Origin of the sequence: Novosphingobium sp., from assembly GCF_036820275.1 — a bacterium.
GTDB lineage: Bacteria > Pseudomonadota > Alphaproteobacteria > Sphingomonadales > Sphingomonadaceae > Novosphingobium.
Window position 1 is genome coordinate 54134 of sequence record NZ_DAISLT010000009.1, and the last position, 24922, is coordinate 79055.

The following is a 24922-nucleotide window of genomic DNA, read 5'->3' on the forward strand; positions in this document are numbered from 1 at the left end:
GGACGTCTACGCTTCATCAAGGAATTGTACTTAAGCAAAACTCTCAGGAGTTCACGTTTTGCCCGATGCCAGTTCAATCCAGAGCAAGATGCATCGCGCCGGGCACTATCCGCTGCCCGTCGCGCAGTACTTGCGCCTGCGCGAACGAATCCCGCCGCTCTACGGACTTTTGTCGATCAACGCGGGCATTCTCGCCTATACGCATCGCGCTCTGGCACCCGGCTATCTGACGCTCACGATCCCCGCGATCCTCATCGCCTGCTGCCTGATTCGCATGCTGGTCTGGCTGCGTCCGGTCACCCAGCGCGATCTGGAAGCCGATGTCGCGCATCGCCGGATGAAGCAGGCCGTCTGGCTCTCGCTGATCTTCGCCACGACTTTCGCCGTCTGGGCGCTCTGCCTCGACCGTTACGGCGGGCCTTACGAACACGGCCACGTCGCCGTCTTCGTCTCCGTCACCGTGCTCGGCTGCGTGTTCTGCCTGACGTTCCTGCCCACGGCGGCGCTGCTGATCTGCGTCACGGCGCTGGGCATGTTCCTCGTCTACTGCATGACGACGGGGTCGGAAACGCTCACCGCCGTGGCGATCAACATCGCCCTCGTCGCCGCCGTGATCCTCAAGATCCTGCGCGACACCTACGATTCCTTCGTCGAGCTGGAAATGGCCCAGCGGGAACTTCGCGTCGAGCGCAGGCAGGCCCAGGCGCTCGGCGACGAGAACGCCCGCCTCGCCCAGACCGACGCGCTGACCGGCCTGCCGAACCGGCGATATTTCTTCGCGGCGCTCGAACGGCTGCTGGAAGGCCCGCAGGAGCAGGTCTTCTGCGTCGGGCTGATCGACCTCGACCGCTTCAAGCCGGTCAACGATACTTATGGCCATGCCCAGGGCGACCGCCTGCTCCAGGTCATCGGCACGCGCCTGATCGCGCAGTGCGACCCGAGCGTGACGATCGCCCGGCTCGGCGGCGACGAGTTCGGTTTCATCGTGCCCGGCGGCCCCGAGGAAGCAGAGGCGATCGCCCAGAAATTCTGCACCGCCATTCGGATGCCCGCCCGCCTCGGCGAAGTGACGGTGGCGGTCGGCGGATCGGCAGGCATTTCGATCTACCCGGAAAGCGCCCGCAACGCCCATTCGCTTTATGACCGTGCCGACTTCGCGCTCTATCACGCCAAGAACCACCGGCGAGGGCAATGCGTGCGCTTCTCGGACCAGCTGGAAACCCTGATCCGCTCGGAGCAGGCGCTTGATTCGGCCATGCAGAGCGCCGATCTCGCACGGGAACTTTCCGTCGCCTATCAGCCTATCATCGCCACCGAAAGCAATCAGCCGGTCAGCTTCGAATGTCTGGCCCGCTGGACTTCCCCCACGCTCGGTGCGGTGCCGCCGGAGCAGATGATCGCCGCCGCCGAGCGCGTAGGCCGCGCCCGCGAAGTAACCGCGACACTGTTCGGCCGCGCGCTCGATACCCTGGCCTTGCTGCCGCACCCGATTTCAGTCTCGTTCAACCTCTCCGGGCACGACATTTCGGATGAGGAAACGATCGCCACCCTGCTGGACCATATCCGCCGGAGCGAATGCGACGCGCGGCGCCTGCTTTTCGAGATCACCGAAACGACGCTGATCGCCGAATTCGAAACCGCCCGCGCCGTTCTCGAACGCCTGCGCGCGACCGGCGCTCGGATCGCGCTCGACGACTTCGGCACCGGCTATTCCAGCCTCTCGTCGCTGCACCAGTTGCCGCTGGACATGGTCAAGATCGACCGCAGCTTCGCCCCGCGCCTCGACGAGACCGTGGGCCGCCGCCTGATCTCGGCCATCCGCAACCTCGCGCGCGCTCTGTCGCTCGAATGCGTGATCGAGGGGATCGAGACAGAGGACCAGCTCCTTAGCGCGCGGATCGCCGGTTTCTCGCTGGCGCAGGGCTTCCACATCGCCCGGCCCATGTCGCTGGAAGACATGCTCGGCCGGGTCGAATCCTCGTCCAAGGCCTGGCAGCTGGCTTGAAAGTTCGCCGAAAAGCGACTGTCCGCGCCGCCCTTTCAGACGATCTCAGATATCGCCTTTGGTGCCGTAGTCGATGCGGATGCGCACCCAGGTTCCGAGCTGCTGCTTGCCGTTGATGCGCGGCGGGAGCACCTCGAACTGCCAGGCGGCGTTGAGAACCGCGCGCCCGAAGCCAGAACCGCGCGGCGATTCGCCCAGGATCTGGCAATTCTCGACCTTGTAGTGCTCGATGGTCTGGCAGGCGATCATGCCCCAGCCGCTGCGTGGGCGATTTTCGGGCAGATAGCCGCCGAGCTGCGCATCGGTCGGACGGCGGAACCAGTCCGCGTTGTAGAGCGTCGCGCCGCCCGGCCCTTCGCCCGGTCCGTAAGTCCCGCCGGAGCCGCCGCTGGGTGCAGCAGACCCCTGGGCCGGTTCCGGTCCCTTCATCTTGCCGATATCGGCGGCAGCGAAGTCCTGGCTGGACATCTTGAGGAACGTGAAGGCCGGCTTCTCTTTCACCGGCTTCTCGACCGGCGGAGTCGGCGGGACCTTTTCCTGGACGACCTTGGCCTGCTTGGTCTTCTCGGTCTTCTTTTCCTCGCGCTGCTTGGGCTTTTCCGGCTCCTCCCCGCCCTTGTCGCGATCATGGTCGACGACATCGAACGTCGTCAGCGACGTCGTCTTCTCAACCAGTTGGGGGACGAGGCCGGTCTGGTAGATCGCCAGAAGCAGCGCAATGAGGATCAATCCCCCAGAGAGGATCGAAGAGACGAAGCGTTGGCGCGGCGAACCGGGCTGATAGCCCGATGTCACCATCTCGGATTCGGCGGGCATGGCGGCGCCTGAATAGGGCGCTTCCCATGCCACTGCAATTGCAGGGTTGTTGCAGGATCATTGCACGGCGAAGTCCCGTGCGAAAAAACCGCCGGACTGCAGCATGAAGCGCGAAAAATCAGCCGTTCAGACCGAGGAAGCGAAACGGCGCATGCTCCACGAAATCGCCGTTAGCCTCGCCGGAGAACGTGTGATCCTGGTTATGTCCAAGATCGAGCCACTTCACCTTGCCCGTCTCCTTCGAGAAATCGATCTTCTTGAGATCGACCCAGAACGTGTTCGGAGTGAGCGCCGATTCGAAGAAATAGAGCTGCCGCTTGTGGTCAAACACCGTCCGCCAGCGCGTGGACGAGATATTGGGCTGCTCGGGCGTGTTGATGCCGTAGGGCACGGAGGCATTGCGGATCACGCTGAACACCGAAGCCAGCGCCTTGTTCGGGTCCTCATTCTTGGGAATGGCGTTGATGTAGAAGGATGCCCGCGCGAAGCGGTCCGCCGCGCGGTTCGTGCCCGGCAGCATCGCCGTGCCACCGATTCCCTGCCAGTAGGAATTGAGTGCAAGTTGCCCGTCGTAAGTCGGCGAGTTGGTCATGACCTGATATTCGCGGCCATGGTGGATCACCAATTTGCCCTTGATATACTCGAAAATGGCGCTGTCTCCGGTGGCATCGGAGAGAGAAAGGTGCACCGTCGTCAGCCGGTTCTCGCCCGGCACATTGTCGGTGACGACGGTGAACGGCTCCTTCTCCAGCGCCGCCACGGCCTCCGCCACGGTCGCGAAGTTATCGAGGGCATATTGCGCCCAGGCGGCGATGGTCAGACCGGGCTTACCCTTGCCGTCGAAATGCGGATATTCCGATTCGACCAGCCAGAGCATGTTGGCGTTGAGCCCCTTCTCGTTCACGCCGTCCGTGCTCGACACATCGTAGCCGCTGACGACCACGCTGCCGTACTTGGCCGTCCACTTGATCGAGTTCGGCCCCGCCTCGCCGGTGCGGGCGATGCCGCGCGGCAGGATCCACAGGTTCGAAACGATATCGCTCTTCCAGTCCATCGAACGCGCCGTGATGACATTGCCGTTCGGACCGAGATAGACCGCGCGCGTGCAGGCATCGGCGGCAACGCCAGCGGCCAGAAGCCCCGGCACTGCCAGCATGCCGAGCGCCCGGCCGAGTTTCGTCGTCACTCGCATGGTCATTCTCCTCTTCACGGGAAAGAAACGCGGTCAGAACAGCATGGAGAGGCCGAGCACCGGGCCGCGCTGCTGCTGAAGGGACGATACCGTCTCCGCGCGCTCGATGCCGTAAGTGCCGTCCTCGGCTTTCCCTCCGGAAAGGCTGCCGAGGCCGACAAGCAAGCCGCCAGCAAAAACCATCTGAAATGCGAACAGGCAGGAATGCACCATCAACGACCTCCCGAAACAGGAATTCGTAATAGCCAAAACCTATAGACGATTACTTATTATATCAACCGAATAGAATCCCGATATTCGGGCAATTCGTCCAGGATTTTTGCAAGAATAGGCCGATGAATCTGCCTCACCCCGGACGCAGAGTATTTCTCAAACGCATACGAAAACGCCGGGCAGAACCTGCCCGGCGTTCGATCCCCAAAGGGTAATGCGAAAATCGGTTCAGTAGCGACGCGCGATTGCGAACTCGACGGCCTCGCACATGGCGTCACGCGCGGCACCGGCCGGGAAGATCGAGATCGCGTCGATGGCACGCTGGCCGTAGAGCCGCGCCCGCTCGCGCGTGGCCTCCACGCAGCCGTGGCGGTTGATAAGCTCGACCGCGTGGGCAAGATCCTCGTCCTCGGTGCGGAAACCGGCGATGGCTTCCTCCCAGAACTTGCGCTCTTCGGCATTGCCGCGCGCATAGGCCAGAATCACCGGCAGGGTCATCTTGCCTTCGCGGAAGTCGTCGCCCTTGTCCTTGCCCGATTCGGCGGCCTCGGAATCGTAGTCGATCGCATCGTCCACGAGCTGGAAGGCAATGCCCAGATTGCGGCCATAGGCATCGAGCGCCTGCTCTTCCGCCTCGGTCTTTTCCGCGACCACCGCCGAAATGCGGGTGGCGGCGGCAAAGAGCGCAGCGGTCTTGGAGCCGATGATCTGGAGGTAGTGCTCTTCGCTCGTCTCGATCCGGCGCTGGGCGGTGAGCTGGTCGACTTCGCCCTCGGCGATGATCGAACTGGCCTTCGAGAAGATCTTGAGAACCTTGAGGCTGCCGTCCTCGACCATCAGTTCGAACGCGCGGGTGAACAGGAAATCGCCCACCAGCACCGTCGCCGGATTGCCAAACACGATGTTCGCAGCGGCCTTGCCGCGGCGCATGTCCGAACCGTCGACGACATCGTCATGCAGCAGCGTCGCCGTGTGAAGAAACTCCACGGCCGCGGCCAGACGGTGATGACGCGTGCCCTGATAACCGCAGAGTTCCGCCGCGGCGACCATCAGCATCGGACGCATGCGCTTGCCGCCGCCCGCGATCAGGTGGCCGGCCAGCGCCGGAATAAGCGGAATTTCGCTCTGCATCCGGTCGAGGATGACGGCGTTGACGCTGTTCATGCCGGCAGCGGTAACCGCCAGCATGGGAGCGAGGGTGGGCTGCGACCCGCGTGCGCGCAGGGGAAGGACTTCGGCACTCATCGCCCCGCGCATTGCGCGTTCGGCGCTCGTAACGCAAGAGCGAATGCCACGTCCCAAGCAAACACGCCGACTGGAAGCGGCGGCGATCCCGTGCTAGCGGACCTCGCGATGACCCAGGACACTCCCGCAGCCGACCCCGTTCTCGCCGGTTTCCGCGCGAGCATCGACAATATCGACGCCGCCCTCATCCACATGCTGGCGGAACGCTTCCGGATCACCCAGGCCGTGGGCGCCTACAAGGCCGAAAAGGACCTGCCCGCCTCCGATACGGGACGCGAGGAGCGCCAGATCGTGCGCCTGCGCAAGCTGGCGGAAGAGGCGAACCTCGATCCCGACTTCGGCGAGAAGTTCATCCGCTTCATCATCGATGAAGTGATCCGCCACCATGAGCGGGCGAAGAACGAAGCGTAATTCCCGCCGCTATCGTCATTGCGAACGTGACTCGCAATGACGGAACTCGCTGCGATAGCCCCAGCCTTCACCTTCGAGCGAGGGCCGGGGCAACGCCGAAAGCAATCTTACTCTTCGACCAGATCCTGAAGCTTCGTCATCAGGGTCTGGATGCGCGTGGCCGCTTCGGTGAAGGTGGTAACGTCTTCGCGGTTGTTGTTGCCGCGTGCTTCCTTGGCCGCCTCGACATAGCCTTCGAGATCGGCTTCCAGGGCATCGACGATGATCTCGATCTCGTCGGAGGAAAGCGAAAGGGTAATGGAATCGGTCATGGGAGAAATCCTTGATCTGACGAACCGCGCCCATGGGGACGATTGACCGGAGCCGCAACCGCCTCCGCTCCGGTTCCCCCGAAAATCAGGTCTAGCCGATCACGCGCGGCAGTTTGAGTTTCACCAGCAGACCGCCGAGATCCTCGCTTTCGTCGAGCTCGACAGTGCCGCCGTAGATTTCCACGACATCGCGCACGATGGCAAGGCCCAGCCCGGTGCCGGGCTTGCCGGTGTCGAGTCGGGCGCCGCGATCGAAGATGCGGATGCGTTCGGCTTCGGGAATGCCCATGCCGTCGTCCTCGATCCAGACTTCGCAGAGCGGCGCGTCGCGGTCCGTATCGACCGTGACGAAGACACTGCCGCCGCCATATTTCGCCGCATTCTCGATCAGGTTGCCGAGGATTTCCTCAAGGTCCTGCTTTTCCAGCGCCACCACCGCCTCGCGGTTGCCGTCGAGATCGAGGCGCGCCTGGTCATAGAGCCGCTCGACCGCGCGCAGCACGGCTTCGAGGCTCGGCCAGAGTTCCGCGCGCGACTGGCCCACGGCACGGCGACCGACCGCCCGCGCCCGCGCCAGATGGTGATCTACCTGCCGCCGCATGACCGCCGCCTCGCGAATGACGGTATCGGAAAGGTCCGGCGCCTTGGCGGTCGCCGCGTTCATCACCACGGTTAGCGGAGTCTTGAGCGCGTGGGCCAGGTTGCCCGCATGGGTGCGCGCTTCCTCGGCCTGGCGTTCGGTGTGGGCAAGCAGCGCGTTCAGTTCCTCGACGAGCGGCTGGACTTCCTGCGGCAGCGGCTGGGTGACGCGGCTGGCTCCGGTCGTGCGCAGCTTCTGGATCGCGCGGCGCACGTGGCGCAGCGGGAACAGTCCGTACCAGGTCTGCATCCCCGCCATCAGCAGCAGGCCGAAGCCCAGCGCGACGAAGCTGTAGACCAGGATGCCGCGCACCATCTTGAGCTGTTCGTTGAGGTCCGCGCGGCTGGCGGCGACGGTGAACATCCATTTCGAATCGCTGCCCGGCAGGATGATCGAGCGCTCCATCACCCGCAGCGGCTCGCCGGCGAACTGGTCGCTGTCATAGACATGCGGCTGCGCGTCGAAATGGTCGGCGGGCACGTTCAGGGTGCGGTCCCACAGCGAGCGCGAGGGGAAATCCTCGTGCCCCTTGGCGCGGATCTGCCAGTAGAGACCCGAATTCGGCTCCAGGAAGCGCTGGTCGCCGAGCGGGCGGATGAAGAACACTTCCCCGTCCGGCCCGATCTCGGCCGAGCCGATCATGCCGGTGAGCATGTAGCCGAGCTGTTCGTCGAAATTGCGCGAGATGAGGCCGGTCAGCGTGCGATCGAGCGCAAGGCCGCCGACCAGCAGCAGGATGAAGATCCACCCCGCCGCGATCAGCATCATGCGCCGGGCCAGCGATCCGGTGTTGGACGCCTTCATGCGCGGGCCGACCTGGTTCAAGGCCTCCTCTTCGCGCATCTCTCCTTCCTGCACCTTACCGCTCCCGGCGTTTTCAACCTCAGCCCCAGCCTTAGCCGCGACCGGGCTCTGCAGGATCGTCGAGACTGTAGCCAAGGCCACGGATCGTCGTGATGACATCGGCACCCAGCTTCTTGCGGATGCGCGTGACGAAGACCTCGATCGTATTCGAATCGCGGTCGAAATCCTGGTCGTAGATATGCTCGATCAGTTCGGTGCGGCTGACCACCTTGCCCTTGTGGTGCATCAGGTAGGACAGCAGCTTGTATTCCTGCGCGGTGAGCTTCACCGGCTCGCCGTCCAGCGTGACGCGGCCCGAGCGGGTGTCGAGACGCACCTCGCCCGCCGTCAGTTCGCTGGAGGTATTGCCCGAGGCGCGGCGGATGAGCGCACGCAGGCGCGCGATCAGTTCCTCGGTCTGGAAGGGCTTGGCGAGATAGTCGTCGGCGCCGGCATCGAGGCCCGCTACCTTGTCCGACCAGGAATCACGCGCGGTCAGCACGAGAACCGGGAAATTGCGCCCTTCCCTGCGCCACATGCCGAGCACGGTCAGCCCGTCGATCTCGGGCAGGCCGAGGTCGAGGATGACGGCGTCGTAGTCTTCGGTCGAACCCAGGAAGTGGCCGTCCTCTCCGTCGACCGAGAGGTCTACGGCATAGCCGGTCTGCTCCAGCGTGGTCTTGAGCTGGTTGCCGAGCGTGGGTTCATCCTCGACGATCAGGATGCGCAATTCGGTCTCTCCCTAAGTGAGGGGGGCTGCATGGAACTTCCGAAATGGGACCGGGGTCCCGGAGCGTCAAGCGACGGGAACCGGCTTGGTTCCAGCCCCTGGGCTTCGCTGTTAGCATTAGGCGTTCAATTATGAACGTAAAGATGAACAAGAACGGTTCATCCCCACCTCAATACACCCAACTAACGCGACTGGCCGATCACGCGCCCCGTCCGGGCGTCGACATCGACGAAGAAGACCTTGCCGTTACGGATGAACTTCAGGCGGTAAGCCATGGCGGCGGAATCGAATTCCGGCCCGAGATATTGCATCCCGGACATGCGCGGCAGCACCTGGCGCTCGATATCGGGCAGGGAGAGAACATTGCCGGCCCTGCGTTCGCGGCGCACTTCGCCCTGCTCGCCGCCGGGGTCGGCGGCGCGGGCGGTGAGCGACGGTCCGACCATGCCAAACGCGGCAAATGCCAGCGAGGCTGCGACCGTCAGAGAGGAAAGGGACTTGTTCATATCGACTTGCTGCCTAACCCTCTGGCCTTGAACAAGTCCTGAATGTGGCGGGAAGGTGGCGCCGCGTTTCCACTGTTGCACGAATCCCACAGCGCCCCCATGCCCTCGTCCAGCTTGCCAGCCCCCCGCTCCGCCCTGTAGGGCGCGCAGCTATGGCACTTGCACCAATTCTCAGCTGGGAAAACCTCGGCCTGATCCAGGGCTCCGGCTGGCTCTTCCAGGACCTCGACATCAACATCGCCCCGCGCGACCGGCTGGCCCTGATCGGCCGCAACGGCGCGGGCAAGACGACGCTGCTCAAGCTGATCGCCGGCTCGGTCGATGCGGACAAGGGCACGCGCTCGGTCCAGCCCGGCACGCGGGTGGTGACACTGGAACAGGACCCCTTCTTCACCGGGTTCGATACCCTTCTCGATTTCGCCATCCACGGCGACGACGCGCCGCAGCAGCACGAAGTGGAAGCGATCGCCGACCAGCTCGGCATCGACCTCTCGCGCGAGGCCAAGAGCGCCTCGGGCGGTGAACGCCGCCGTGCCGCGCTTTGCCGCGCCCTCGCCTCCGAGCCGGACCTGCTGCTGCTCGACGAGCCGACCAACCACCTCGACCTCGCCGCGATCGACTGGCTGGAATCCTGGCTGCAACGCTACAACGGCGCGTTCGTGGTCATCAGCCACGACCGTACTTTCCTGACCCGCCTGACCAACGCCACGCTCTGGCTCGACCGCGGCGGCCTGCGCCGCCGCGACATCGGCTTCGGGGGCTACGAGGCGTGGGAAGAGGAAGTCTACGCCGAGGAAGCGCGCGCCGCCCAGAAGCTCGACGCCAAGCTCAAGATCGAGGCGCACTGGCTGGAACGCGGCGTTACCGCGCGGCGCAAGCGCAACCAGGGCCGGCTTGCCAAGCTCTGGGAAATGCGCGCCCAGCGGGCCTCAATGATGGGGCCGCAAGGCGCCGCCAAGCTGGCGGTTGTGGCCGACGACAGCAAGACCAAGTCGGTTATCGTCGCCGAGCATGTGACCAAGAAGTTCGGAGCCGGAGAGAATCAGCGCACGGTCATCAAGGACTTCAACTTGCGCATCCAGCGCGGCGACCGCATCGGCGTGGTCGGCGCGAACGGGTCCGGCAAGACGACGCTGCTCAAGGTCCTGATGGGCGAGCTTCAGCCCGACGAGGGCACGGTGACGCGCGCGGCAACGCTGGACGCCACCGTCATCGACCAGCAGCGCAGCCGGATGAGTCCGGAAATGCGCATCCGCGACGTGCTGGCCGAAGGCGGCGACTGGATCGACGTCGTCGGCGTGCGCAAGCACATTCAGGGCTATCTCAAGGACTTCCTGTTCGACCCCGGCCTGGTCGAGGCGAAAGTCGGCACGCTCTCGGGCGGTGAACGCTCGCGCCTGCTGTTCGCCCGCGAATTCGCCCGCACCTCGAACCTGCTGGTGCTCGACGAGCCGACGAACGACCTCGACCTCGAAACGCTCGACCTGCTTCAGGAAGTGATCGCGGACTACGACGGCACCGTGCTGATCGTCAGCCACGACCGTGACTTCCTCGATCGCACCGTCAACGTCACGCTCGGCCTCGACGGCTCGGGCCATATCGACGTGATCGCGGGCGGCTATGCCGACTGGGAGGCCAAGCGCCGCGAACGCACGAGCGCGGGCAAGGCGAAGGCCAAGGGCGAAACCGCCCCGCCGCCTCCGCCGATGCCGCCGAAAAAGGGCAAGCTCTCCTACAAGGACCAGCGCGACTACGAACTGCTGCCCAAGAAGATCGAGGACCTGGAAGCCGCGATCGTGCGCGACGAGGCGGCCATGGCCGACCCGGCGCTCTACACCCGCGATCCGGCGAAATTCGCCAGCCTCTCCGCCGCCGTCGAAAAGGCGCGCGGCGAGAAGGATGCCGCCGAGGAGCGCTGGCTGGAACTCGCCGAACAGGTCGAAGGCTGATGGAAGGCCGGGGTGAAAGCCCCGGCCTTTTCCTTATTTCCCTCTGGAGCTTCCGGCCAGGCGCTCGGCAATGCGCTCATCCACCCGCTTGTCGAGCATCGACAGCGGCATCACGCCTTCGGCCAGAATGGCGTGGAACCACGGCAGGGTGAACCCGTCGCCCAGCGCCGCCTGCGCCCGCTGCCGTGCCTTGACCCAGGCGGTGTGGCCCATCTTGTACGAACAGGCCTGCCCGATCATCGTGCAATAGCGCTCGACCTCGCGCAGCGAGCGCGGACGGGCGAAGCCGACCGTCTCGACCATGTAGTCTGCCGCCTTCTCCCGGCTCCAGCGGTAGTGGTGAATGCCGGTGTCGATCACCAGGCGCGCGGCGCGGAACAGGTAGCTCTGGAGATAGCCCGCGCGTTCCAGCCCGCTGTAGCCGCCCAGCTCGTCCGCAAGCTGCTCGGCATAGAGCGCCCAGCCCTCGCCATAGGCGGAGATGAAACTGTTCTTGAGCAGCATCGGTAGCTCACCACCGGTCTGGGCGAAGCCGCCCTGGAGGTGATGGCCGGGAACGCCCTCATGATAGGTCAGCGACGGCAGGGTGTACTTCGGCCAGTCGCCCACGTCCTTGAGGTTGATCCAGTAGATCGCCGGGCGCGACCCATCGAGCGGCGCGCGGTAGTAATAGCCGTTCGAGGCGCCGTCCTGGATTTCCGGCGGCACGCGGCGGATTTCGAGCGGCTGCTGCGGCGGATTGTCGAAGGCCTGCGGCAGCTTCGCATACATCTGGCGAATGCCCTCGTTCAGCGCCGCGATCAGTTCGGCGCGTCCGGCATCGGTGTTCGCGTAAAGCTGGTCCGGCCGCTTGTTCAGCGCATCGAGACGGGCACCGACCGCGCCCTGGGTAAGGCCGGTCGACTTGAGGATCGCGTCGAGCTGCGCGGTGAGATCGGCGACCTGTTCGAGGCCGATCTTGTGGACCTCTTCGGGCGTATAGTCGGTCGTGGTCGCCTGCTTCAGCGCCTCGGCATAGATTTCGTCGCCCCGCCTGAGGCGCCAGGCACCGTCGCCCGCCGCCGTGGTCGGACGCTGCGCCTTCAGCAGCGCGATCTGCCGGTCGAGCGCGGGATGAACCTGCTTCTCCAGAATGGCCGAGGCCCGCGCCGCCCAGTCGCCGGCAATGCCCTTGGCCGCCGTGCGCTTGGCCAGCGACGTCACCAGCCCGCTCTCACCTGCGGACGTATCGCGCAGCTTCGCCATCTGCCCAAGCGCAAGATCGAGCGACCAGCCCGGCGCCACGACGCCGCGCGCACCATATTCCTTCTGGAGCTCAGTCTCGTCGTCGAGCGCGGTCCTGAAGGCGGTAAGCCGCGCGAGATAGGCCTCGGCATCGTCCCTGGTCTCGATCGTGTGGCGGCTGTCGAGGAAGTCGGGCAGCGAGAAGTAGGCCCCGCCCTGCTGGGTGATGAGATAGGGCCGCTGGGCGCTTTCGAGGTCGAACTTGTCCTGCGCCAGCACCCGCTGGCGCAGCTGATAGAGCGCCAGTTCGCGGTTGCGCCGCCCCGCCTCGCTGAGCGGTGCGGGATCGACTTTCTCGACTTCCGCGATCGCCTTGTGCCCGAGCGCCAGATCGGCCGCGCGGCCCTTGGCGCTGCCGTCGGACAGGCGGGATTTCAGGCCCGCGTACTTGCCCTTATCGAGGCCGAGAGAACTGGCCATTTCCGGGCTTTGCGCCAGCGCGTCGTAGAACAGGCCGTCGAGCTTCGCATAGAACGCCGTGTCGGCGGCGGTTCCCGCCGTGACGGCGGCGATCGCATTGCGCGAGGCAAGCAGGCTCCAGGCGAGGCCCGCGCCTGCCGTGGCCATGAATTCGCGGCGGTACATTCTGTTCTCCCGGGATGCGGTGGTGGCGCCGAAGGTGCCGCTCCTTTCGCGGAACCGCAACGAAACTCCGGTTTCAAAACGGATTAATTTGAAGCGAGCCGAAGTCTTGCGCGAACAGACTCCAGAATGGCACCATGACAGGACTTGGAAAGCCAGAACGGTTATGCGAGCGCCTTCAAGATGATAAACCGCATTCGCGACATTCGCCTCCAGAAGGGCCTGACCCTCGCCGACGTCGCCGCCGCCTGCCAGCCGCCGACGACCGCACAGACCATCGGCCGACTGGAGACGGGCATGCGCAACCTTTCGCTCGCCTGGATGAACCGGATCGCGAAAGCGCTGGATATCGAGCCTGAGCGCCTACTCCGCAGCGAGAGCGAAGTGCCCGCCATGGTCATGGCCGTGCTCTCCGAAAGCGGCGCCGACAGCCCGCGCACACGGCGCGAGGCGATCCTGCCGAGCGACCTTGCCGCCGATACGCCCTGGATGGTGATGGACGTTGAACAGTCCTGCGGCGAGTATCGCGCCGGGGATCAGGTCTGGCTGCGCCGGTCGCCCCCGCAGGATGCGCCGAAGCTGCTCAACCGCGACGTACTCGCCCCCCTGCCCGGCGGCCGCTTCGCGTTCGGACGCCTGATCGACGGCCATCGCGAGCGGCTTACCCTGCTCCCCCCGGCCAGCGGACAGCCCGTCGCCACGGTGGAACATCCGCAATGGCTGGCCGTTGCGGACATGCTCGTCAGAAAGCTCTAACCTTCCGCCATTAAAGGCAGCTCATGCGCATCCTTTCCATCGCCACGCTGTTCCCCAATCCGGTGAAGCCGTCCTTCGGGATCTTCGTCGGCAACCAGATGCGGGCGATCGCCGCGAGCGGTGATGTGGACCTCACCATGGTCAGCCCGATCGGCATTCCGCCCTGGCCGCTCTCCCGCCGCCACCCCTACAACAAGCTCGCGGATATCCCGGAGCGCAGCGAGGCCTCGGGCCTGCCGGTGCTCTATCCCAAGTTCACCCTGATCCCGAAGATCGGCGGCGACAGCAATCCGGCCCGCATCGCCCGCGCCGTGCTGCCGCTGGTCCGCCGCCTCCATGCCGAGCAGCCCTTCGACCTCGTGGACGCGCAGTTCTTCTTTCCGGACGGCCCCGCCGCCGCGATCGTCGCGCGCGAACTGGGCCTGCCCCTCACGATCAAGTCGCGCGGCGCGGATATCCATTACTGGGGTCGTCGCCCGGCCGCCCTCAAGCAGATGCAGCAGGCTGCGCATCAGGCGACCGGAATGCTGGCCGTCAGCCGCGCCCTGCGCGAGGACATGGTCGCGCTCGGCATGCCGGAGGGGCGCATCGGCGTCCACTACACCGGGCTCGACCACGAACGCTTCCACCCCATCGAGCGCGGTGCCGCGCGCGCGCTCGTTTCGGCCATGCCCAATCTCGGCATCTGGCCGGAAGGCCCGCTGATCGTCACCCCCGGCTCGCTGATCCCGCGCAAGGGGCAACGGCTGGTGATCGAGGCGCTCGCCCGGCTTCCGGACGCCCGTCTTGCGCTCGCCGGCGCGGGCGAGGACGAAAAAGCCCTGCATGCCCTCGCCGAGCGATTGGGCGTGGCCGAGCGCGTGCAATTCCTCGGCCTCGTCGGCCACGACCTGCTGCCGCATGTGCTCTGCGCCGCCGACGTGCTGGTGCTACCTTCCGCCAGCGAAGGCCTTGCCAATGTCTGGATCGAGGGGCTTGCCTGCGGAACCCCGATCGTCATCCCCGATATCGGCGGCGCGCGCGAGGTCGTGCAGGACGATACCGCCGGACGCATCGCCGCGCGCACCCCCGAAGCCATCGCCGAAGCCGTGCGCGATATCCTCGCCGATCCGCCCAGCCAGGCAGACGTTTCCGCCCATGTCAGCCGCTTCTCCTGGGGCGTGAATGCCCAGAACCTCGTCTGCTTCTGGCGCGACGTGCTCGCAGGCGAAGCGATCACCGCCGCCGCCTGAATCAAAAAGGGCCGCTCCTTGCGGGAGCGGCCCTTTCGTTTTTCAGCTATCGCTACCCTCAGGGGCGCGCGCCGCCTTCGCGGGCGAGACGATCCTGACGATCGATATCGCTTTCCTGCTTCACGAACGTGTCCGACTTCACGCCCAGCCAGATCAGGATCGGCGCGGACATGAAGATCGAGCTGTAGGTGCCGATGAAGATGCCCAGGGTGATGGCAGCGGTGAAGCCGAAGATCACGTCGGGGCCGAGGAACAGCAGCGACACGAGCATGATCAGCACCGACAGCGAAGTCGCGATCGTGCGCGACAGCGTCTCGTTCACCGAGAGGTCGAGCAGCTCGTTCATCGGCATGCGGCGATGCTTCTTCATGTTCTCGCGGATACGGTCGTAGACAACGATCTTGTCGTTCAGCGAGTAGCCCAGCAGCGTCAGCAGCGCGGCGACGATGTTGAGGTCGAACTCCATCTGCGTCAGCGAGAACATGCCCACGGTCAGCAGGATATCCTGCACCAGCGCGAAGAGCGCGCCGACCGCGAACTGCCATTCGAAGCGGATCCAGATGTAGATCGAGATGCAGATCATCGCGAGACCCAGCGCGAGCATCCCGGTGTGGAACAGCTCGCCCGAGACTTTGCCCGAGACCGAATCGACACCGTCGACGCGGGCATCGGCGAAGTCCTGACGGACCTTCGCGGTGATCTTGCGGGCCATGCCGTCGGCCAGCTTCGGATTGTCCTCCGAACCTTCCGGCAGCTTCATGCGCACGGAGACTTCGTTCGGCTTGCCGAAAGTCTGGATCACCGGCTCACCGAAGCCGAGCGCATCGACGCTGTCACGCAGCTTGGCGACCGGCGCGGTGGCGCTCTGTTCGAACGTCACGCGGATCATCTGGCCACCGACGAAGTCGACGCCGAGGTTCAGCCCGTGGGTGAACAACAGCACGATCGAGGCGGCCATCGCCAGCAGGTTGGTGATGAAGAACGGCCACTGCCAGCGCAGGAAGTGGATGTTCGTGTGATCGGGAATGAGCTTGAGGAGCTTCATGCGCCAGTACCTTTATACGTTCAGGTCGCTGGGACGGGCGCGACGCAGCCAGCCCGCAACCCACATGCGGCTCATCGTGACGGCAGTGAACACCGACGTGACGATACCGATCATCAGCACAACCGCGAAACCGCGAACCGGACCCGAGCCGAAGGCGAACATCAGCACGGCCGCGATCGAGTTGGTGATGTTGGCGTCGAAGATGGCGCGGCTCGCCTCCTTGTAGCCCAGCTCCACCGCCTGCACGACGCGGCGTCCGCGATGGCGTTCCTCGCGGATGCGCTCGTTGATGAGGACGTTGGCGTCGACCGCGGCACCGATGGTGAGCACGAAGCCGGCGATGCCCGGCAGCGTCAGGGTCGTGCCCAGCACGGCCATCACGCCAAGGATCATCAACACGTTGATGAAGAGCGCGATGTTCGCATAGACGCCGAAGCGGCCATAGGTCAGGAAGATGAACAGCATCAGCAGCACGGTGCCGACGCCCATGGCGACGACGCCCTTCTGGATCGAATCGGCGCCGAGATCGGGACCGACGGTGCGTTCCTCGACGACCGTAAGGTCGACCGGAAGCGCGCCCGAGCGCAGCGCGATGGCGAGCTGCGTGGCCGACTGGACGTTGAAGCTGCCCGAAATCTGAGCGCTGCCGCCCAGGATCGGTTCGTTCATGCTGGGCGCCGAAAGCACCTTGCCGTCGAGAATGATCGCAAAGCGCTTGCCGACGTTTTCGGTCGTCAGCTTGGCAAACTTCTCGCCGCCCTGCTGGTTGAAGGTGATCGAAACGACTGCGGCATTGGTCTTCGGTTCGAAGGCCTGCTTGGCGTCGGTCAGTTCATCGCCCTTGATGCCGCCGAGCCGCTTGACCGCAAGGACCGGAACGCCGCCCGCGGCAGGGGAATTGGGATCGGCATAAGGCACGATCTCGTCGCCCGGAGGGACGATGCCCTTGGCCAGGTCGCTCGGCACGGCGGTCTCGTCGACCAGCTTGAATTCGAGCTTGGCGGTCTGGCCCAGCAGGTTCTTCAGCGCCTGCGGATCCTGGAGACCCGGAACCTGCACGTCGATGCGGGTACCGCCGAGACGGCGGATGTCGGGTTCCTTGGTGCCGAGCGCGTCGATGCGCTTGCGCACGACTTCGACGGCGGTTTCCATCGCATTGCTGATCGCCAGGTCGATGCCCGCCTGGGTCGGCACGAGGATGAAGCGCGTGCCGTCCTGCACCGTGATGTCCCAGTCGCGCTGGCCGGTAAGGCCCGCACCCGAGGTCAGCGGCAGGATCGCCTCACGCGCGGCGTCGACCTGCGAAGGGTCGCGCACGGTGAAGGCAAGCTGCCCGCCGGTGCTGGAGAAATCGCCGATGGCGATGGTCGGGCTGGCCTGGCGCAGGCGCGTGCGCACGGATTCTTCCATGCCTTCGAGGCGCTGCTGCACCACCTGCTGGCGGTTGGCCTCCAGCAGAAGGCGGCTGCCGCCGGCCAGGTCGAGGCCGAGATTGATCTTGGGCTCAGGCAGGAATGCGGGCCAGCGCGCATTGGTCAGCGAGACCAGCGACGGCACGGCGCAAAGGGCGATGACGATCGTCAGCCCCCAGTACCAGAGCTTCTTCCAGGTAGGAAATTCGAGCATAGCCTGTGGCTTCTCTCCGAAAGAGCGCCCGATATCCGGCGCTCCATGCAGTCTGGCATCGCCGGAAGAGCCCGGCGATGCCGGAAAATCAGTCGTTCGCGGGCTTCGAGCCGGCCGGCGGGATCACGTCGACGATGGTCGACTTCACGGCCTTCACGACCACGCCCTGCGCCAGCTGGACGTCGGCATAGTTGTCGTCGATCTTGACGATCTTGCCGACAAGGCCGCCTCCGGTCAGCACTTCGTCGCCCTTCTTGAGCGCCGAGAGCTTGTTCTTGTGCTCCTTCTGCTGCTTCATCTGCGGACGCAGGATGAGGAACCAGAAGATCACCGCCATCGCCACGAACGGCAGGTACTGGATCCATGCCGGAGGAACGCCTGCAGGAGCGGCGGCGGCGAGCTGGTTGAGAATCGAGCTTTGCATTGAACTGAAGGGCCTTCTCGTCGTTTCATCCCCGGCGCGAATCGCGCGCCGCATCCGATGTGCAACACGCCTCGCCGGGAAAATCCATTCAAGGACTTTGCCGGATGGGCGCGGTTAGCAACAAAGCGAAGAACTGGCAACGCGCGGCCTTCCGGCCCTGCCCGCCCATCCCCCGCGATGCGTTCCGCAGATAAGTATCCACAGGCGCGCTTCAACCGCGATGAAGAAAGTCTCATCGAGACGCTTGCGCTCTCAAAATATGCTGCCTATAGGGCGCCCTCCGGTCGGGACGTAGCGCAGCCTGGTAGCGCATCACACTGGGGGTGTGGGGGTCGGAGGTTCGAATCCTCTCGTCCCGACCAATGAAAAATGCCGCTTCCTGCTTCGCGCAGGAGGCGGCATTTTCGTTTCTGCGATCTCTGCACCGATCCCGGACATGGGCCGGATACCCGGATTTCCGCACACGAATCGCGCGCGCCCGGATAAAACTCCAGCACCGCCAGAATGGGAGAATGCGATGACCCCTGAAAACGCCAGCCCCAACCAAGAGCGCAATGCAGCTATCTATGTTGCCGTGATCGATGGCGCGACCTTCGGCGAACTGGCCCTACGCTACGGCATCAGCAGGGTTCGTGTGCAGAAGGCCTATGCCCGCGAACGCACGAATGCCTGGGAAGCGCGCAAGCGCGGGGAAACCAGCTACCTTGATCGCCCCATCCCCCGGGATGTCTGATCCATTCCGCGCTGCCTCGCCCGCCCCCCCTCCAGGACCTCCTGATCCGGCGCCTTTCGAGCACCCACCTCAAGCCGCTTACTTGAAAGCGCTCCAGTATCCATTGATGATACGCAGATGAAACCTGCGTCGATTTCCATCGATGCACCCGCGCCGGAAGTTCTTGACGGAGGAATGCGGCAAGGTCATTCGGAGCAATACTTCAAGTCAAAAAGTAGGGGTGCAGATGAAGTTCACTCTTGTTGCGATCGGTATCGCTTTGGGCGCAGTCGCCGCCTCGCCTTCGATGGCGCAGACCTCGACCTGCTACCGGCTCGGCAATATCGCCTCCTGCTCCGTCCAGCCGAACAGCGGCGAAAACCCGATCCAGCAGCGCTACTCGGGCTTTCAGGAAGTCGAGCGCCTGCACAAGGAGAACGAGGACCGCGAAGAGGCCCAGCGACAGCAGGGCCTGCGCGAGGAAGTCGGCGCGCTGGTGGCGGACGGGCGCTGCGCCGATGCCCGCAAGACCGCGCTGAGAGCAGGCGACTTCGCGCTTGCCGATCGGGCGGGCGCGATGTGCACTCCAGCCCGGAAACGCTGACGGGGCGCATTTTCCTACATCGACGGCTTCGGTTATCTGGTTGCGGGCCACCATCCAAGGGAGTGCCCGAAATGCCCCTGTTCGATTCGATACTCGCGCCGGTCTCGAAGATCATCAACAAGGTGATTCCCGACCCCGAAGCCCGCGGCCGCGCCAAGCTGGAACTCCTGAAGCTCGAAAATTCTCAGGAATTGCAGCTGCTTCAGGCCAGCCTCTCACCCATCGTCGCAGAAGCGTCTTCCCCCGACCCCTGGACCAGCCGCGCCCGGCCGAGCTTTCTCTACGTCATCTACGCGATGATTCTCTGGGCCTTGCCGATGGGCCTGATCGGCGCACTGAGCCCGGCGACCGCCCGCGCCATCGGTGAGGCCATGACTGCCTATCTGAACGGCATTCCCGAACCGCTCTACGCCCTCTTCGGCACCGGCTATCTCGGCTATTCGGCGATGCGCCAGTGGGGGAAGACCAAGGGCAGCGATCGCTAGGACTCCGGCCGTTAAGACAAAGCCAAGCCTTCGCCGCTAGATTTCCTTGCAGGGATGCGCCTTCCGCCATCCCTGCAAGGAGCCAAGAGTGTTTCGGAACATAGCGCGCATCGCGCCCCTGATCCTGGCCCTGACGCTGGCCGCCTGCGGGCCGAGCCGCGAGGAGGAGCTGGAGCGGCAGCTCGCGGAAGCCAAGGCCTCGGCACAGCAGGAGGCCGACGCCCGCCTGCAGGCCGAGCGCGAAACAGCAGCCGCGCGGCGTCAGGCCAACGCTGCCGAACTCGCGAAATTCTACTCCGGCGATACGGCCGAACCGCAAGCCGATGCGCCGCAGGACACTCCGGACCAGAGCGCGCAGCCTGCCGCAGGCCCGCCCCCCGCGGGATATCAGGCCGATGGCCGCCCTGTCGGCGACGAGATGCCCGCCCCGCAGTGACGCACACTTCACATGTTCCGCGCCGCCGGGTGTTTCCAGCGAGCCGGAAAATGCTCTAGAGCCGCGCGCGGATTACAATCGCACCGGGAATTCGCAAAATGGCCAGCAAGCTCGTCTACGTCCTCAACGGACCCAACCTCAACCGCCTCGGCAAGCGCGAACCCGGCATCTACGGCTCGCAGACGCTCGACGACATCGGCGCCATGCTGACGGAGCGCGGCGAAACTCTGGGCTGCACGATCGACATGCGCCAGTCCAACCACGAAGGCCACCTCGTCGACTGGCTGCACGAAGCCGAGGACGAAGGCGCCCACGCAGTGCTCATCAACCCCGGTGCCTATACGCATACCTCGGTCGCGCTGCATGACGCGATCCGCTCGATCAAGGTGCCGGTGATCGAGGTCCACCTCTCAAACCCGCATGCGCGCGAGGAATTCCGCCACAAGTCGTGGGTCGGCATGGCCGCCAAGGCCACCGTCGCAGGCTTCGGCGCGAAGGGCTACCTGCTGGCGCTGGAAGGTGCGGCCGAACTCTGAATCGCATTGCAGCGATGCATCTCGCCGGAATCGTCACGTACGGTGACGATCCGGTGGAGAGGCGCCGCCATTCGTCCATTGGAATCAGGCTTGGCGGAACCGTCGGTCAGCGCCACGATGCACTCGCCCTGCTCGCTCAGCGACAGCAGCATCGCGCGAACCTGGTCTGCGGAGCCGGATTCCGGCACCCGGGCCAGCAGATAATTGCCATCCGTGCCGCCCATATCCGCGCCGGTGACATGGCGACGCAGCGCCGCAAGCGAGGCAACCGGACGCCCTTCGACCAGCCACTTCCCCTTGCCGCGGTCAAACACCGGAAGATGCGCCAGTTCCCCAGCTGGGAACTGTGCCTGCAAGGGGATCGCGCCCAATTCGAAATCGGGCAGCCGCGGCTCGGGCGGACGCGTGAACCACCAGAGGTTCCCGCCCACCAACAGCAACGCCGCGCCCACAAGGAGGACGCGGCGCGTTTTTTTCGTCATTGCCACGAAGTGATTCGCTCTCAGGCTTCCAGCGGAACGCCGGGCACGCTCTTGGCGGTGCGGATCGTCAGCGAGGTCTTGACGCTGTCCACGTTCGGGGCGGGCGTCAGCTTGCTGGTCAGGAATTCCTGGAAGCTCTGGAGGTCGCGGCTGACGATCTTCAGGATGAAGTCGATCTCGCCGTTGAGCATGTGGCATTCGCGGACTTCGGGAAGACCCTTCATGTGGTCTTCGAAGGCGCGCAGCGATTCCTCGGCCTGGCTCTTCAGGCTGACCAGCGCGAAGACGGTGATCGTGAAGCCGAGCTTCGAGGCGTCGAGGTCGGCGTGGTAGCCCTGGATGATGCCCGATTCCTCAAGGCTGCGCACGCGGCGCAGGCAAGGCGGCGCGGTAAGACCGACGCGCTGGGCGAGTTCGACATTGGTGATCCGCCCCTCGTCCTGCAACTCTGCAAGCAGGCGGCGATCGATGTCATCGAGATTAATCATGCGAAACTTTCCTTGCGGGGCGCGCAGCGTGATCCGGCATGCAATATCCACTCGAAAACGCCGACACCCCTGTAATATTATTATCCCATAGCGTAATCGTCCCGCATTGCAACGCCTACAATCTACCGACTTACAGCGTCTGCACAGTTTGATAGAAGGCCGGTGACCTCGGCTTAACCTCTCAGGGCGTAAACCGGGCAGGATAGGGATAGGGCGTCTTCGCAAGCACTTGCGGGGCGAGTAACGGTCTGATTCGAAATCCGCGGAAACGCGAATTTCGGTTCGGCACCGGCCCACGCCCCCACCCGACCTCCCATAGGGTATTATCATGGGGAGGTCGGGTGGGGGCGTGGGCCGGTGCCGAACGATCCGAAACGATAGTTTCGGATCAGACACCAAGGAGCCGGAATGCACTTCGACGATCGCCTTGCCACGGTACTGCGCCTGCCGTCCTCCGGGGACGCGCTGGCGCGCATCCAGTACCGGCAGTTGATCGACATCCTCGGCCGCCTGCCCGGCGAGGCCCGCTCCGACGCGATCGAGGCCGGTTTTGCGCGGGTCGCGGAACTGGCGAAGGCGATTCCAGCCGCCGACCGTGCGCGACTGGTGCGCCACCCGCTCCAGCCGCTGACCAACCCGCGCCTGCTTGCTCTCTTCGCCGAAGCGGAACCCGAAGTCGCGATGGCCGCGATCGGCACGGCGCGGCTGGACGAAGCTGCATGGCTGAACCTCGTTCCCGCACTACCGGTGCGCGCGCGCGGCATCCTGCGCCATCGCCGTGACCTCGGTGCAGAAGTGGAAGCCCTGCTCAATCGCCTCGGCATCCGTGACCGGGCCCTGCCGCCCGCCGAAGCTTCTATCGAAACGCCCGAGCCGCTGGAACTGCTCGACGAAGCCGCACTGCCTGAGCCGGAAGACCTTCCCGCCGAACTGATTCTCCCCGAACCGGCCTCCTTTGCGGCGTTGGAGCAGGCCGCCACGAACCGGACTTTCGCTCCTCCCGCCAGTGAAGACGAAGCCGGGATCGGCGCAATCGTCCGCCGCATCGAGGAGTTCCGCAAGGCGCGCGAGAACCAGACGGCAGCAAGCGGCAGCGCCACCCGGCTGTCGCTTGCCGATTCGCCCGCCCCCGCTCTTGCCGCCATGGATTTCGCCACCGACGCGGAAGGGCGCATCAGCTGGGCCGACGGCATCCATGCCAGCGCACTCATCGGTCTCAATCTTCCGGCCCTCGATCCGGCGCTGGCCGAGCCGCTCGATCCCTCCGCCCCCTTGTCGCCCAGCCCTCTGGCCTCGGCCTCGCTGCATGCTCCCGGCCTCGCGCTGTCTATGCGCCATCGCCAGCCGCTGCGCTCGGCGCGAATCGAGGTGACCGGCGCGCCCGCCGTCAGCGGCGCCTGGCAGGTCGACGCGGTGCCGCATTTCGATCCCGCCAGCGGCCGCTTCACCGGCTATGCGGGTCGCCTGCGCCGCCCCGGCAGGATCGCCGCCGTCGATGCGGCACCCGAGGACGGGCCGAGCGAAGCGGACCGCATGCGACAGGTCCTGCACGAGCTGCGCACCCCGGCCAATGCCATCCAGGTCGCCGCCGAGATCATCCAGCAGCAGCTCTACGGCCCCGCCCCGCACGAATATCGCGCCCTTGCCGCCGCCATCGCCGGGGACTGTGCGCATATCCTTGCCGGATTTGAGGAACTCGACCGGCTGGTGAAGCTCGAAGCCGGCGCGCTCGGAATCGAATCCGGCGAATGCGATCTCGCCTCGGTGCTGACCGAGACGGTCGCGCGCCTCAAGGCCTGGACCGAGCCGCGCGGCAGCGGCTTCTTGCTGCCGCCTGCGGAAGCGCTCCCCGCTCTCGTCGCCGTGGACCGCATCGAGATCGAGCGCCTGCTCTGGCGCGTCTTCGCAGTCCTTGCGGGCATGACCGCACCGCAGGAACTGCTACCCGTCCGCCTCGCCGTCGAAAACGGCCGCATCGCGATGCGGATCGCCCTGCCCTCGCTGCTCATCGCCCGCGACGCCCAGAGCCTGTTCGAGACACCGGTCAGCGAACGCGGTCAGTCGCTCTCCACCGGCATGTTCGGCATCGGCTTCACCTTGCGCCTCGCCGCCGCCGAGGCGTGCGCAGCCGGGGGCGGGCTGGAACGCGAGGACAACGATCTCAAGCTCTCGCTCCCCGCCGTCCAGGAAGCGCACCTGCGCGCCATTTGATGGATCGCCTTTACCGAAGCGGAACACTTTACGGCTAGGCCATTCCTGTCACATCATCACTCCATGTCGCCACCTTGTCGGACGCGACCCGATCGAGGAAATGTCAGTCTTGCCGGGGCCAAACCTCCTCATGCCGCCCAGCCCGGATGACCTTGCCCGCTTCGGCAAGGACTTCGGCCAGCGCTTCATCGTCACCGTCGACACCGAGGAGGAGTTCGACTGGAACGCGCCGCTGAACCGGGACGGCCACAGCACCCGCACGATACCGGCCTTGCGCACATTCCAGGAATTCTGCGAGAGCTTCGGCGTCGTGCCGATCTACCTGGTGGACTTCCCCATCGCCGATTCAGACTTCGCCGTGGAAGCCATCGGCGAGGCCGTCTCGGCCGGACGCGCGGAAGTCGGCGTGCAGCTCCACCCCTGGGTCAACCCGCCGTTCGATGAGGCGGTGAACGAATTCAACTCCTTCGCGGGCAATCTTCCCTTCGAACTGGAGCGCGAGAAATTCGCCAGGCTCCATGCCCGAATCATGAAGGCCTTCGGCAAGGCGCCGCTGATCTACCGCGCCGGTCGCTACGGCCTAGGCCCCCGCACCGCCGAGATCCTCACCGAATTCGGCATCGCCATCGACTCCTCGGTCCGCGCACGGTTCGACTATAGCGCCTCCGGCGGGCCGAACTATCGCCAGCACCCCTTGCAGCCCTACTGGGCGGGCGACCTGCTCGAACTGCCGTTGACGACGGTTTACTGGGGACCGCTGCGCCAGCTTGGCAATGCGATCTATCCGGCGCTCTGGCGCGCGCCGCAACTGCGCGGCGCGCTCGCCCGCGCGGGCCTGCTGGAGCGTATCCCGCTCACCCCCGAAGGCGTGACCGTGGAAGAAGCGCTGCGCGGCGTGGACGTCGCGATCGACCAGGGCCTGCCGGTGCTGGTGTTCTCGTTCCACAGCCCCTCGCTGGTTCCCGGTTACACGCCCTATGTCCGCGCGCCCCACGATCTCGACGCGCTTTATGATTGGTGGAGCACGCTTTTCCGCCATCTGGAACGCCGCGGTGTAAAACCCAGCCATGTTACCGACATCATCTCCAGCCTGCCTCTTGCACAGAACGAATTGCCGGGCTAACGCGCAATCCGCCCGGCATCGTCGATGAGGTCGGG

Annotated in this window: 26 protein-coding genes and 1 tRNA gene; 13 read left to right on the forward strand and 14 right to left on the reverse strand. The window is 65.1% G+C overall.

The window, feature by feature from the left end:
- Positions 1 to 58: 58 nt before the first annotated feature.
- Positions 59 to 2005 (forward strand): putative bifunctional diguanylate cyclase/phosphodiesterase, encoded by a 1947-nt coding sequence (locus V7066_RS09380; protein WP_334182787.1) that lies wholly within the window; start codon positions 59 to 61, stop codon positions 2003 to 2005.
- A gap of 45 nt (positions 2006 to 2050) precedes the next feature.
- Here V7066_RS09380 and V7066_RS09385 read toward each other — a convergent pair whose 3' ends face one another.
- The 4 genes from V7066_RS09385 to V7066_RS09400 form a co-directional block, all read right to left on the reverse strand.
- Entirely contained in the window at positions 2051 to 2821 is a 771-nt protein-coding gene (locus tag V7066_RS09385) for a hypothetical protein (RefSeq protein WP_334182788.1), read from the reverse strand.
- Positions 2822 to 2939: 118 nt separating this feature from the next.
- Complete coding sequence (locus V7066_RS09390) at positions 2940 to 4013, reverse strand: linear amide C-N hydrolase (protein ID WP_334182789.1); 1074 nt, start codon at positions 4011 to 4013, stop codon at positions 2940 to 2942.
- Positions 4014 to 4046: 33 nt separating this feature from the next.
- The gene (locus V7066_RS09395; RefSeq protein ID WP_334182790.1) at positions 4047 to 4226 is read right to left on the reverse strand and encodes a hypothetical protein; all 180 of its coding nucleotides are present in this window, start codon (positions 4224 to 4226) and stop codon (positions 4047 to 4049) included.
- 228 nt (positions 4227 to 4454) lie between these two features.
- Positions 4455 to 5471 carry a polyprenyl synthetase family protein gene (locus tag V7066_RS09400; protein ID WP_334182791.1) on the reverse strand — a complete coding sequence of 339 codons (1017 nt, stop codon included), beginning with the start codon at positions 5469 to 5471 and terminating at the stop codon, positions 4455 to 4457.
- Positions 5472 to 5579: 108 nt separating this feature from the next.
- Between V7066_RS09400 and V7066_RS09405 the strand changes: the two genes are divergently transcribed.
- Positions 5580 to 5882 carry a chorismate mutase gene (locus tag V7066_RS09405; RefSeq protein ID WP_334182792.1) on the forward strand — a complete coding sequence of 101 codons (303 nt, stop codon included), beginning with the start codon at positions 5580 to 5582 and terminating at the stop codon, positions 5880 to 5882.
- A gap of 107 nt (positions 5883 to 5989) precedes the next feature.
- Here the strand turns inward: V7066_RS09405 and V7066_RS09410 are convergent, their stop codons facing one another.
- The 4 genes from V7066_RS09410 to V7066_RS09425 all read right to left on the reverse strand — a co-directional run bounded on the left by V7066_RS09410 (position 5990) and on the right by V7066_RS09425 (position 8912).
- Positions 5990 to 6193, reverse strand: coding sequence for a hypothetical protein (locus V7066_RS09410; protein ID WP_334182793.1), 204 nt, complete (start codon positions 6191 to 6193; stop codon positions 5990 to 5992).
- A 91-nt stretch (positions 6194 to 6284) separates the two neighbouring features.
- Positions 6285 to 7676, reverse strand: a complete 1392-nt coding sequence (locus tag V7066_RS09415) for a sensor histidine kinase (RefSeq protein ID WP_334182794.1) — start codon at positions 7674 to 7676, stop codon at positions 6285 to 6287.
- A 52-nt stretch (positions 7677 to 7728) separates the two neighbouring features.
- Positions 7729 to 8406: a response regulator transcription factor gene (locus V7066_RS09420; RefSeq protein ID WP_147219799.1), complete on the reverse strand. Its 678-nt coding sequence runs from the start codon at positions 8404 to 8406 to the stop codon at positions 7729 to 7731.
- A gap of 182 nt (positions 8407 to 8588) precedes the next feature.
- Entirely contained in the window at positions 8589 to 8912 is a 324-nt protein-coding gene (locus V7066_RS09425) for a PepSY domain-containing protein (RefSeq protein WP_442947318.1), read from the reverse strand.
- A 152-nt stretch (positions 8913 to 9064) separates the two neighbouring features.
- Between V7066_RS09425 and V7066_RS09430 the strand changes: the two genes are divergently transcribed.
- Entirely contained in the window at positions 9065 to 10861 is a 1797-nt protein-coding gene (locus V7066_RS09430) for an ABC-F family ATP-binding cassette domain-containing protein (RefSeq protein WP_334182795.1), read from the forward strand.
- 33 nt (positions 10862 to 10894) lie between these two features.
- Here the strand turns inward: V7066_RS09430 and V7066_RS09435 are convergent, their stop codons facing one another.
- Positions 10895 to 12730, reverse strand: a complete 1836-nt coding sequence (locus tag V7066_RS09435) for a DUF885 domain-containing protein (RefSeq protein WP_334182796.1) — start codon at positions 12728 to 12730, stop codon at positions 10895 to 10897.
- Between the two features lie 180 nt (positions 12731 to 12910).
- On the opposite strand from V7066_RS09435, the gene V7066_RS09440 reads away from it, so the two are divergent.
- Positions 12911 to 13483, forward strand: coding sequence for a helix-turn-helix domain-containing protein (locus V7066_RS09440; RefSeq protein WP_334182872.1), 573 nt, complete (start codon positions 12911 to 12913; stop codon positions 13481 to 13483).
- 23 nt (positions 13484 to 13506) lie between these two features.
- A complete protein-coding gene (locus V7066_RS09445; protein WP_334182797.1) occupies positions 13507 to 14715 on the forward strand; it encodes a glycosyltransferase in 1209 nt (402 codons plus the stop codon).
- 58 nt (positions 14716 to 14773) lie between these two features.
- Here the strand turns inward: V7066_RS09445 and secF are convergent, their stop codons facing one another.
- The 3 genes from secF to yajC all read right to left on the reverse strand — a co-directional run bounded on the left by secF (position 14774) and on the right by yajC (position 17810).
- Positions 14774 to 15760 (reverse strand): protein translocase subunit SecF, encoded by a 987-nt coding sequence (secF, locus tag V7066_RS09450; RefSeq protein WP_334182798.1) that lies wholly within the window; start codon positions 15758 to 15760, stop codon positions 14774 to 14776.
- A 12-nt stretch (positions 15761 to 15772) separates the two neighbouring features.
- Complete coding sequence (gene secD, locus V7066_RS09455) at positions 15773 to 17386, reverse strand: protein translocase subunit SecD (protein ID WP_334182799.1); 1614 nt, start codon at positions 17384 to 17386, stop codon at positions 15773 to 15775.
- A gap of 88 nt (positions 17387 to 17474) precedes the next feature.
- Positions 17475 to 17810: a preprotein translocase subunit YajC gene (gene yajC, locus V7066_RS09460; RefSeq protein WP_334182800.1), complete on the reverse strand. Its 336-nt coding sequence runs from the start codon at positions 17808 to 17810 to the stop codon at positions 17475 to 17477.
- A 285-nt stretch (positions 17811 to 18095) separates the two neighbouring features.
- On the opposite strand from yajC, the gene V7066_RS09465 reads away from it, so the two are divergent.
- The 6 genes from V7066_RS09465 to aroQ all read left to right on the forward strand — a co-directional run bounded on the left by V7066_RS09465 (position 18096) and on the right by aroQ (position 20583).
- Positions 18096 to 18172: transfer RNA gene (locus tag V7066_RS09465), tRNA-Pro, on the forward strand.
- Between the two features lie 155 nt (positions 18173 to 18327).
- Positions 18328 to 18543, forward strand: a complete 216-nt coding sequence (locus V7066_RS09470; protein WP_334182801.1) for a hypothetical protein — start codon at positions 18328 to 18330, stop codon at positions 18541 to 18543.
- A 226-nt stretch (positions 18544 to 18769) separates the two neighbouring features.
- Entirely contained in the window at positions 18770 to 19126 is a 357-nt protein-coding gene (locus V7066_RS09475; RefSeq protein WP_334182802.1) for a hypothetical protein, read from the forward strand.
- A gap of 71 nt (positions 19127 to 19197) precedes the next feature.
- Positions 19198 to 19611, forward strand: a complete 414-nt coding sequence (locus V7066_RS09480; RefSeq protein WP_334182803.1) for a holin family protein — start codon at positions 19198 to 19200, stop codon at positions 19609 to 19611.
- Positions 19612 to 19699: 88 nt separating this feature from the next.
- Positions 19700 to 20047, forward strand: a complete 348-nt coding sequence (locus V7066_RS09485; RefSeq protein WP_334182804.1) for a hypothetical protein — start codon at positions 19700 to 19702, stop codon at positions 20045 to 20047.
- A gap of 98 nt (positions 20048 to 20145) precedes the next feature.
- Positions 20146 to 20583, forward strand: a complete 438-nt coding sequence (gene aroQ / locus V7066_RS09490; RefSeq protein WP_334182805.1) for a type II 3-dehydroquinate dehydratase — start codon at positions 20146 to 20148, stop codon at positions 20581 to 20583.
- Here the strand turns inward: aroQ and V7066_RS09495 are convergent.
- Entirely contained in the window at positions 20547 to 21071 is a 525-nt protein-coding gene (locus V7066_RS09495) for a hypothetical protein (RefSeq protein ID WP_334182806.1), read from the reverse strand. The genes aroQ and V7066_RS09495 overlap by 37 nt on opposite strands.
- Positions 21072 to 21085: 14 nt before the next feature.
- Positions 21086 to 21553 (reverse strand): Lrp/AsnC family transcriptional regulator, encoded by a 468-nt coding sequence (locus tag V7066_RS09500; RefSeq protein WP_031342574.1) that lies wholly within the window; start codon positions 21551 to 21553, stop codon positions 21086 to 21088.
- A gap of 408 nt (positions 21554 to 21961) precedes the next feature.
- Here V7066_RS09500 and V7066_RS09505 point away from each other — a divergent pair, with 408 nt between their 5' ends.
- Together V7066_RS09505 and V7066_RS09510 are read left to right on the forward strand one after the other, a co-directional pair.
- Positions 21962 to 23764 (forward strand): sensor histidine kinase, encoded by a 1803-nt coding sequence (locus V7066_RS09505; RefSeq protein WP_334182807.1) that lies wholly within the window; start codon positions 21962 to 21964, stop codon positions 23762 to 23764.
- 109 nt (positions 23765 to 23873) lie between these two features.
- A complete protein-coding gene (locus V7066_RS09510; RefSeq protein ID WP_334182808.1) occupies positions 23874 to 24887 on the forward strand; it encodes a polysaccharide deacetylase family protein in 1014 nt (337 codons plus the stop codon).
- Positions 24888 to 24922: the final 35 nt, after the last annotated feature.

Excerpts from the sequence above, each read along its gene's own strand:
- V7066_RS09440 (WP_334182872.1), top strand. The coding sequence starts at position 12,911 with ATGATAAACCGCATTCGCGACATTCGCCTCCAGAAGGGCCTGACCCTC.
- V7066_RS09505 (WP_334182807.1), top strand. The coding sequence starts at position 21,962 with ATGCACTTCGACGATCGCCTTGCCACGGTACTGCGCCTGCCGTCCTCC.
- V7066_RS09480 (WP_334182803.1), top strand. The coding sequence starts at position 19,198 with ATGCCCCTGTTCGATTCGATACTCGCGCCGGTCTCGAAGATCATCAAC.
- V7066_RS09385 (WP_334182788.1), bottom strand. The coding sequence starts at position 2,821 with ATGCCCGCCGAATCCGAGATGGTGACATCGGGCTATCAGCCCGGTTCG.
- V7066_RS09430 (WP_334182795.1), top strand. The coding sequence starts at position 9,065 with ATGGCACTTGCACCAATTCTCAGCTGGGAAAACCTCGGCCTGATCCAG.
- V7066_RS09470 (WP_334182801.1), top strand. The coding sequence starts at position 18,328 with ATGACCCCTGAAAACGCCAGCCCCAACCAAGAGCGCAATGCAGCTATC.
- V7066_RS09500 (WP_031342574.1), bottom strand. The coding sequence starts at position 21,553 with ATGATTAATCTCGATGACATCGATCGCCGCCTGCTTGCAGAGTTGCAG.
- aroQ (WP_334182805.1), top strand. The coding sequence starts at position 20,146 with ATGGCCAGCAAGCTCGTCTACGTCCTCAACGGACCCAACCTCAACCGC.
- V7066_RS09425 (WP_442947318.1), bottom strand. The coding sequence starts at position 8,912 with ATGAACAAGTCCCTTTCCTCTCTGACGGTCGCAGCCTCGCTGGCATTT.
- secF (WP_334182798.1), bottom strand. The coding sequence starts at position 15,760 with ATGAAGCTCCTCAAGCTCATTCCCGATCACACGAACATCCACTTCCTG.
- V7066_RS09415 (WP_334182794.1), bottom strand. The coding sequence starts at position 7,676 with ATGCGCGAAGAGGAGGCCTTGAACCAGGTCGGCCCGCGCATGAAGGCG.
- V7066_RS09405 (WP_334182792.1), top strand. The coding sequence starts at position 5,580 with ATGACCCAGGACACTCCCGCAGCCGACCCCGTTCTCGCCGGTTTCCGC.
- V7066_RS09445 (WP_334182797.1), top strand. The coding sequence starts at position 13,507 with ATGCGCATCCTTTCCATCGCCACGCTGTTCCCCAATCCGGTGAAGCCG.
- V7066_RS09435 (WP_334182796.1), bottom strand. The coding sequence starts at position 12,730 with ATGTACCGCCGCGAATTCATGGCCACGGCAGGCGCGGGCCTCGCCTGG.
- V7066_RS09475 (WP_334182802.1), top strand. The coding sequence starts at position 18,770 with ATGAAGTTCACTCTTGTTGCGATCGGTATCGCTTTGGGCGCAGTCGCC.
- V7066_RS09390 (WP_334182789.1), bottom strand. The coding sequence starts at position 4,013 with ATGCGAGTGACGACGAAACTCGGCCGGGCGCTCGGCATGCTGGCAGTG.
- V7066_RS09410 (WP_334182793.1), bottom strand. The coding sequence starts at position 6,193 with ATGACCGATTCCATTACCCTTTCGCTTTCCTCCGACGAGATCGAGATC.
- yajC (WP_334182800.1), bottom strand. The coding sequence starts at position 17,810 with ATGCAAAGCTCGATTCTCAACCAGCTCGCCGCCGCCGCTCCTGCAGGC.
- V7066_RS09395 (WP_334182790.1), bottom strand. The coding sequence starts at position 4,226 with ATGGTGCATTCCTGCCTGTTCGCATTTCAGATGGTTTTTGCTGGCGGC.
- secD (WP_334182799.1), bottom strand. The coding sequence starts at position 17,386 with ATGCTCGAATTTCCTACCTGGAAGAAGCTCTGGTACTGGGGGCTGACG.
- V7066_RS09400 (WP_334182791.1), bottom strand. The coding sequence starts at position 5,471 with ATGAGTGCCGAAGTCCTTCCCCTGCGCGCACGCGGGTCGCAGCCCACC.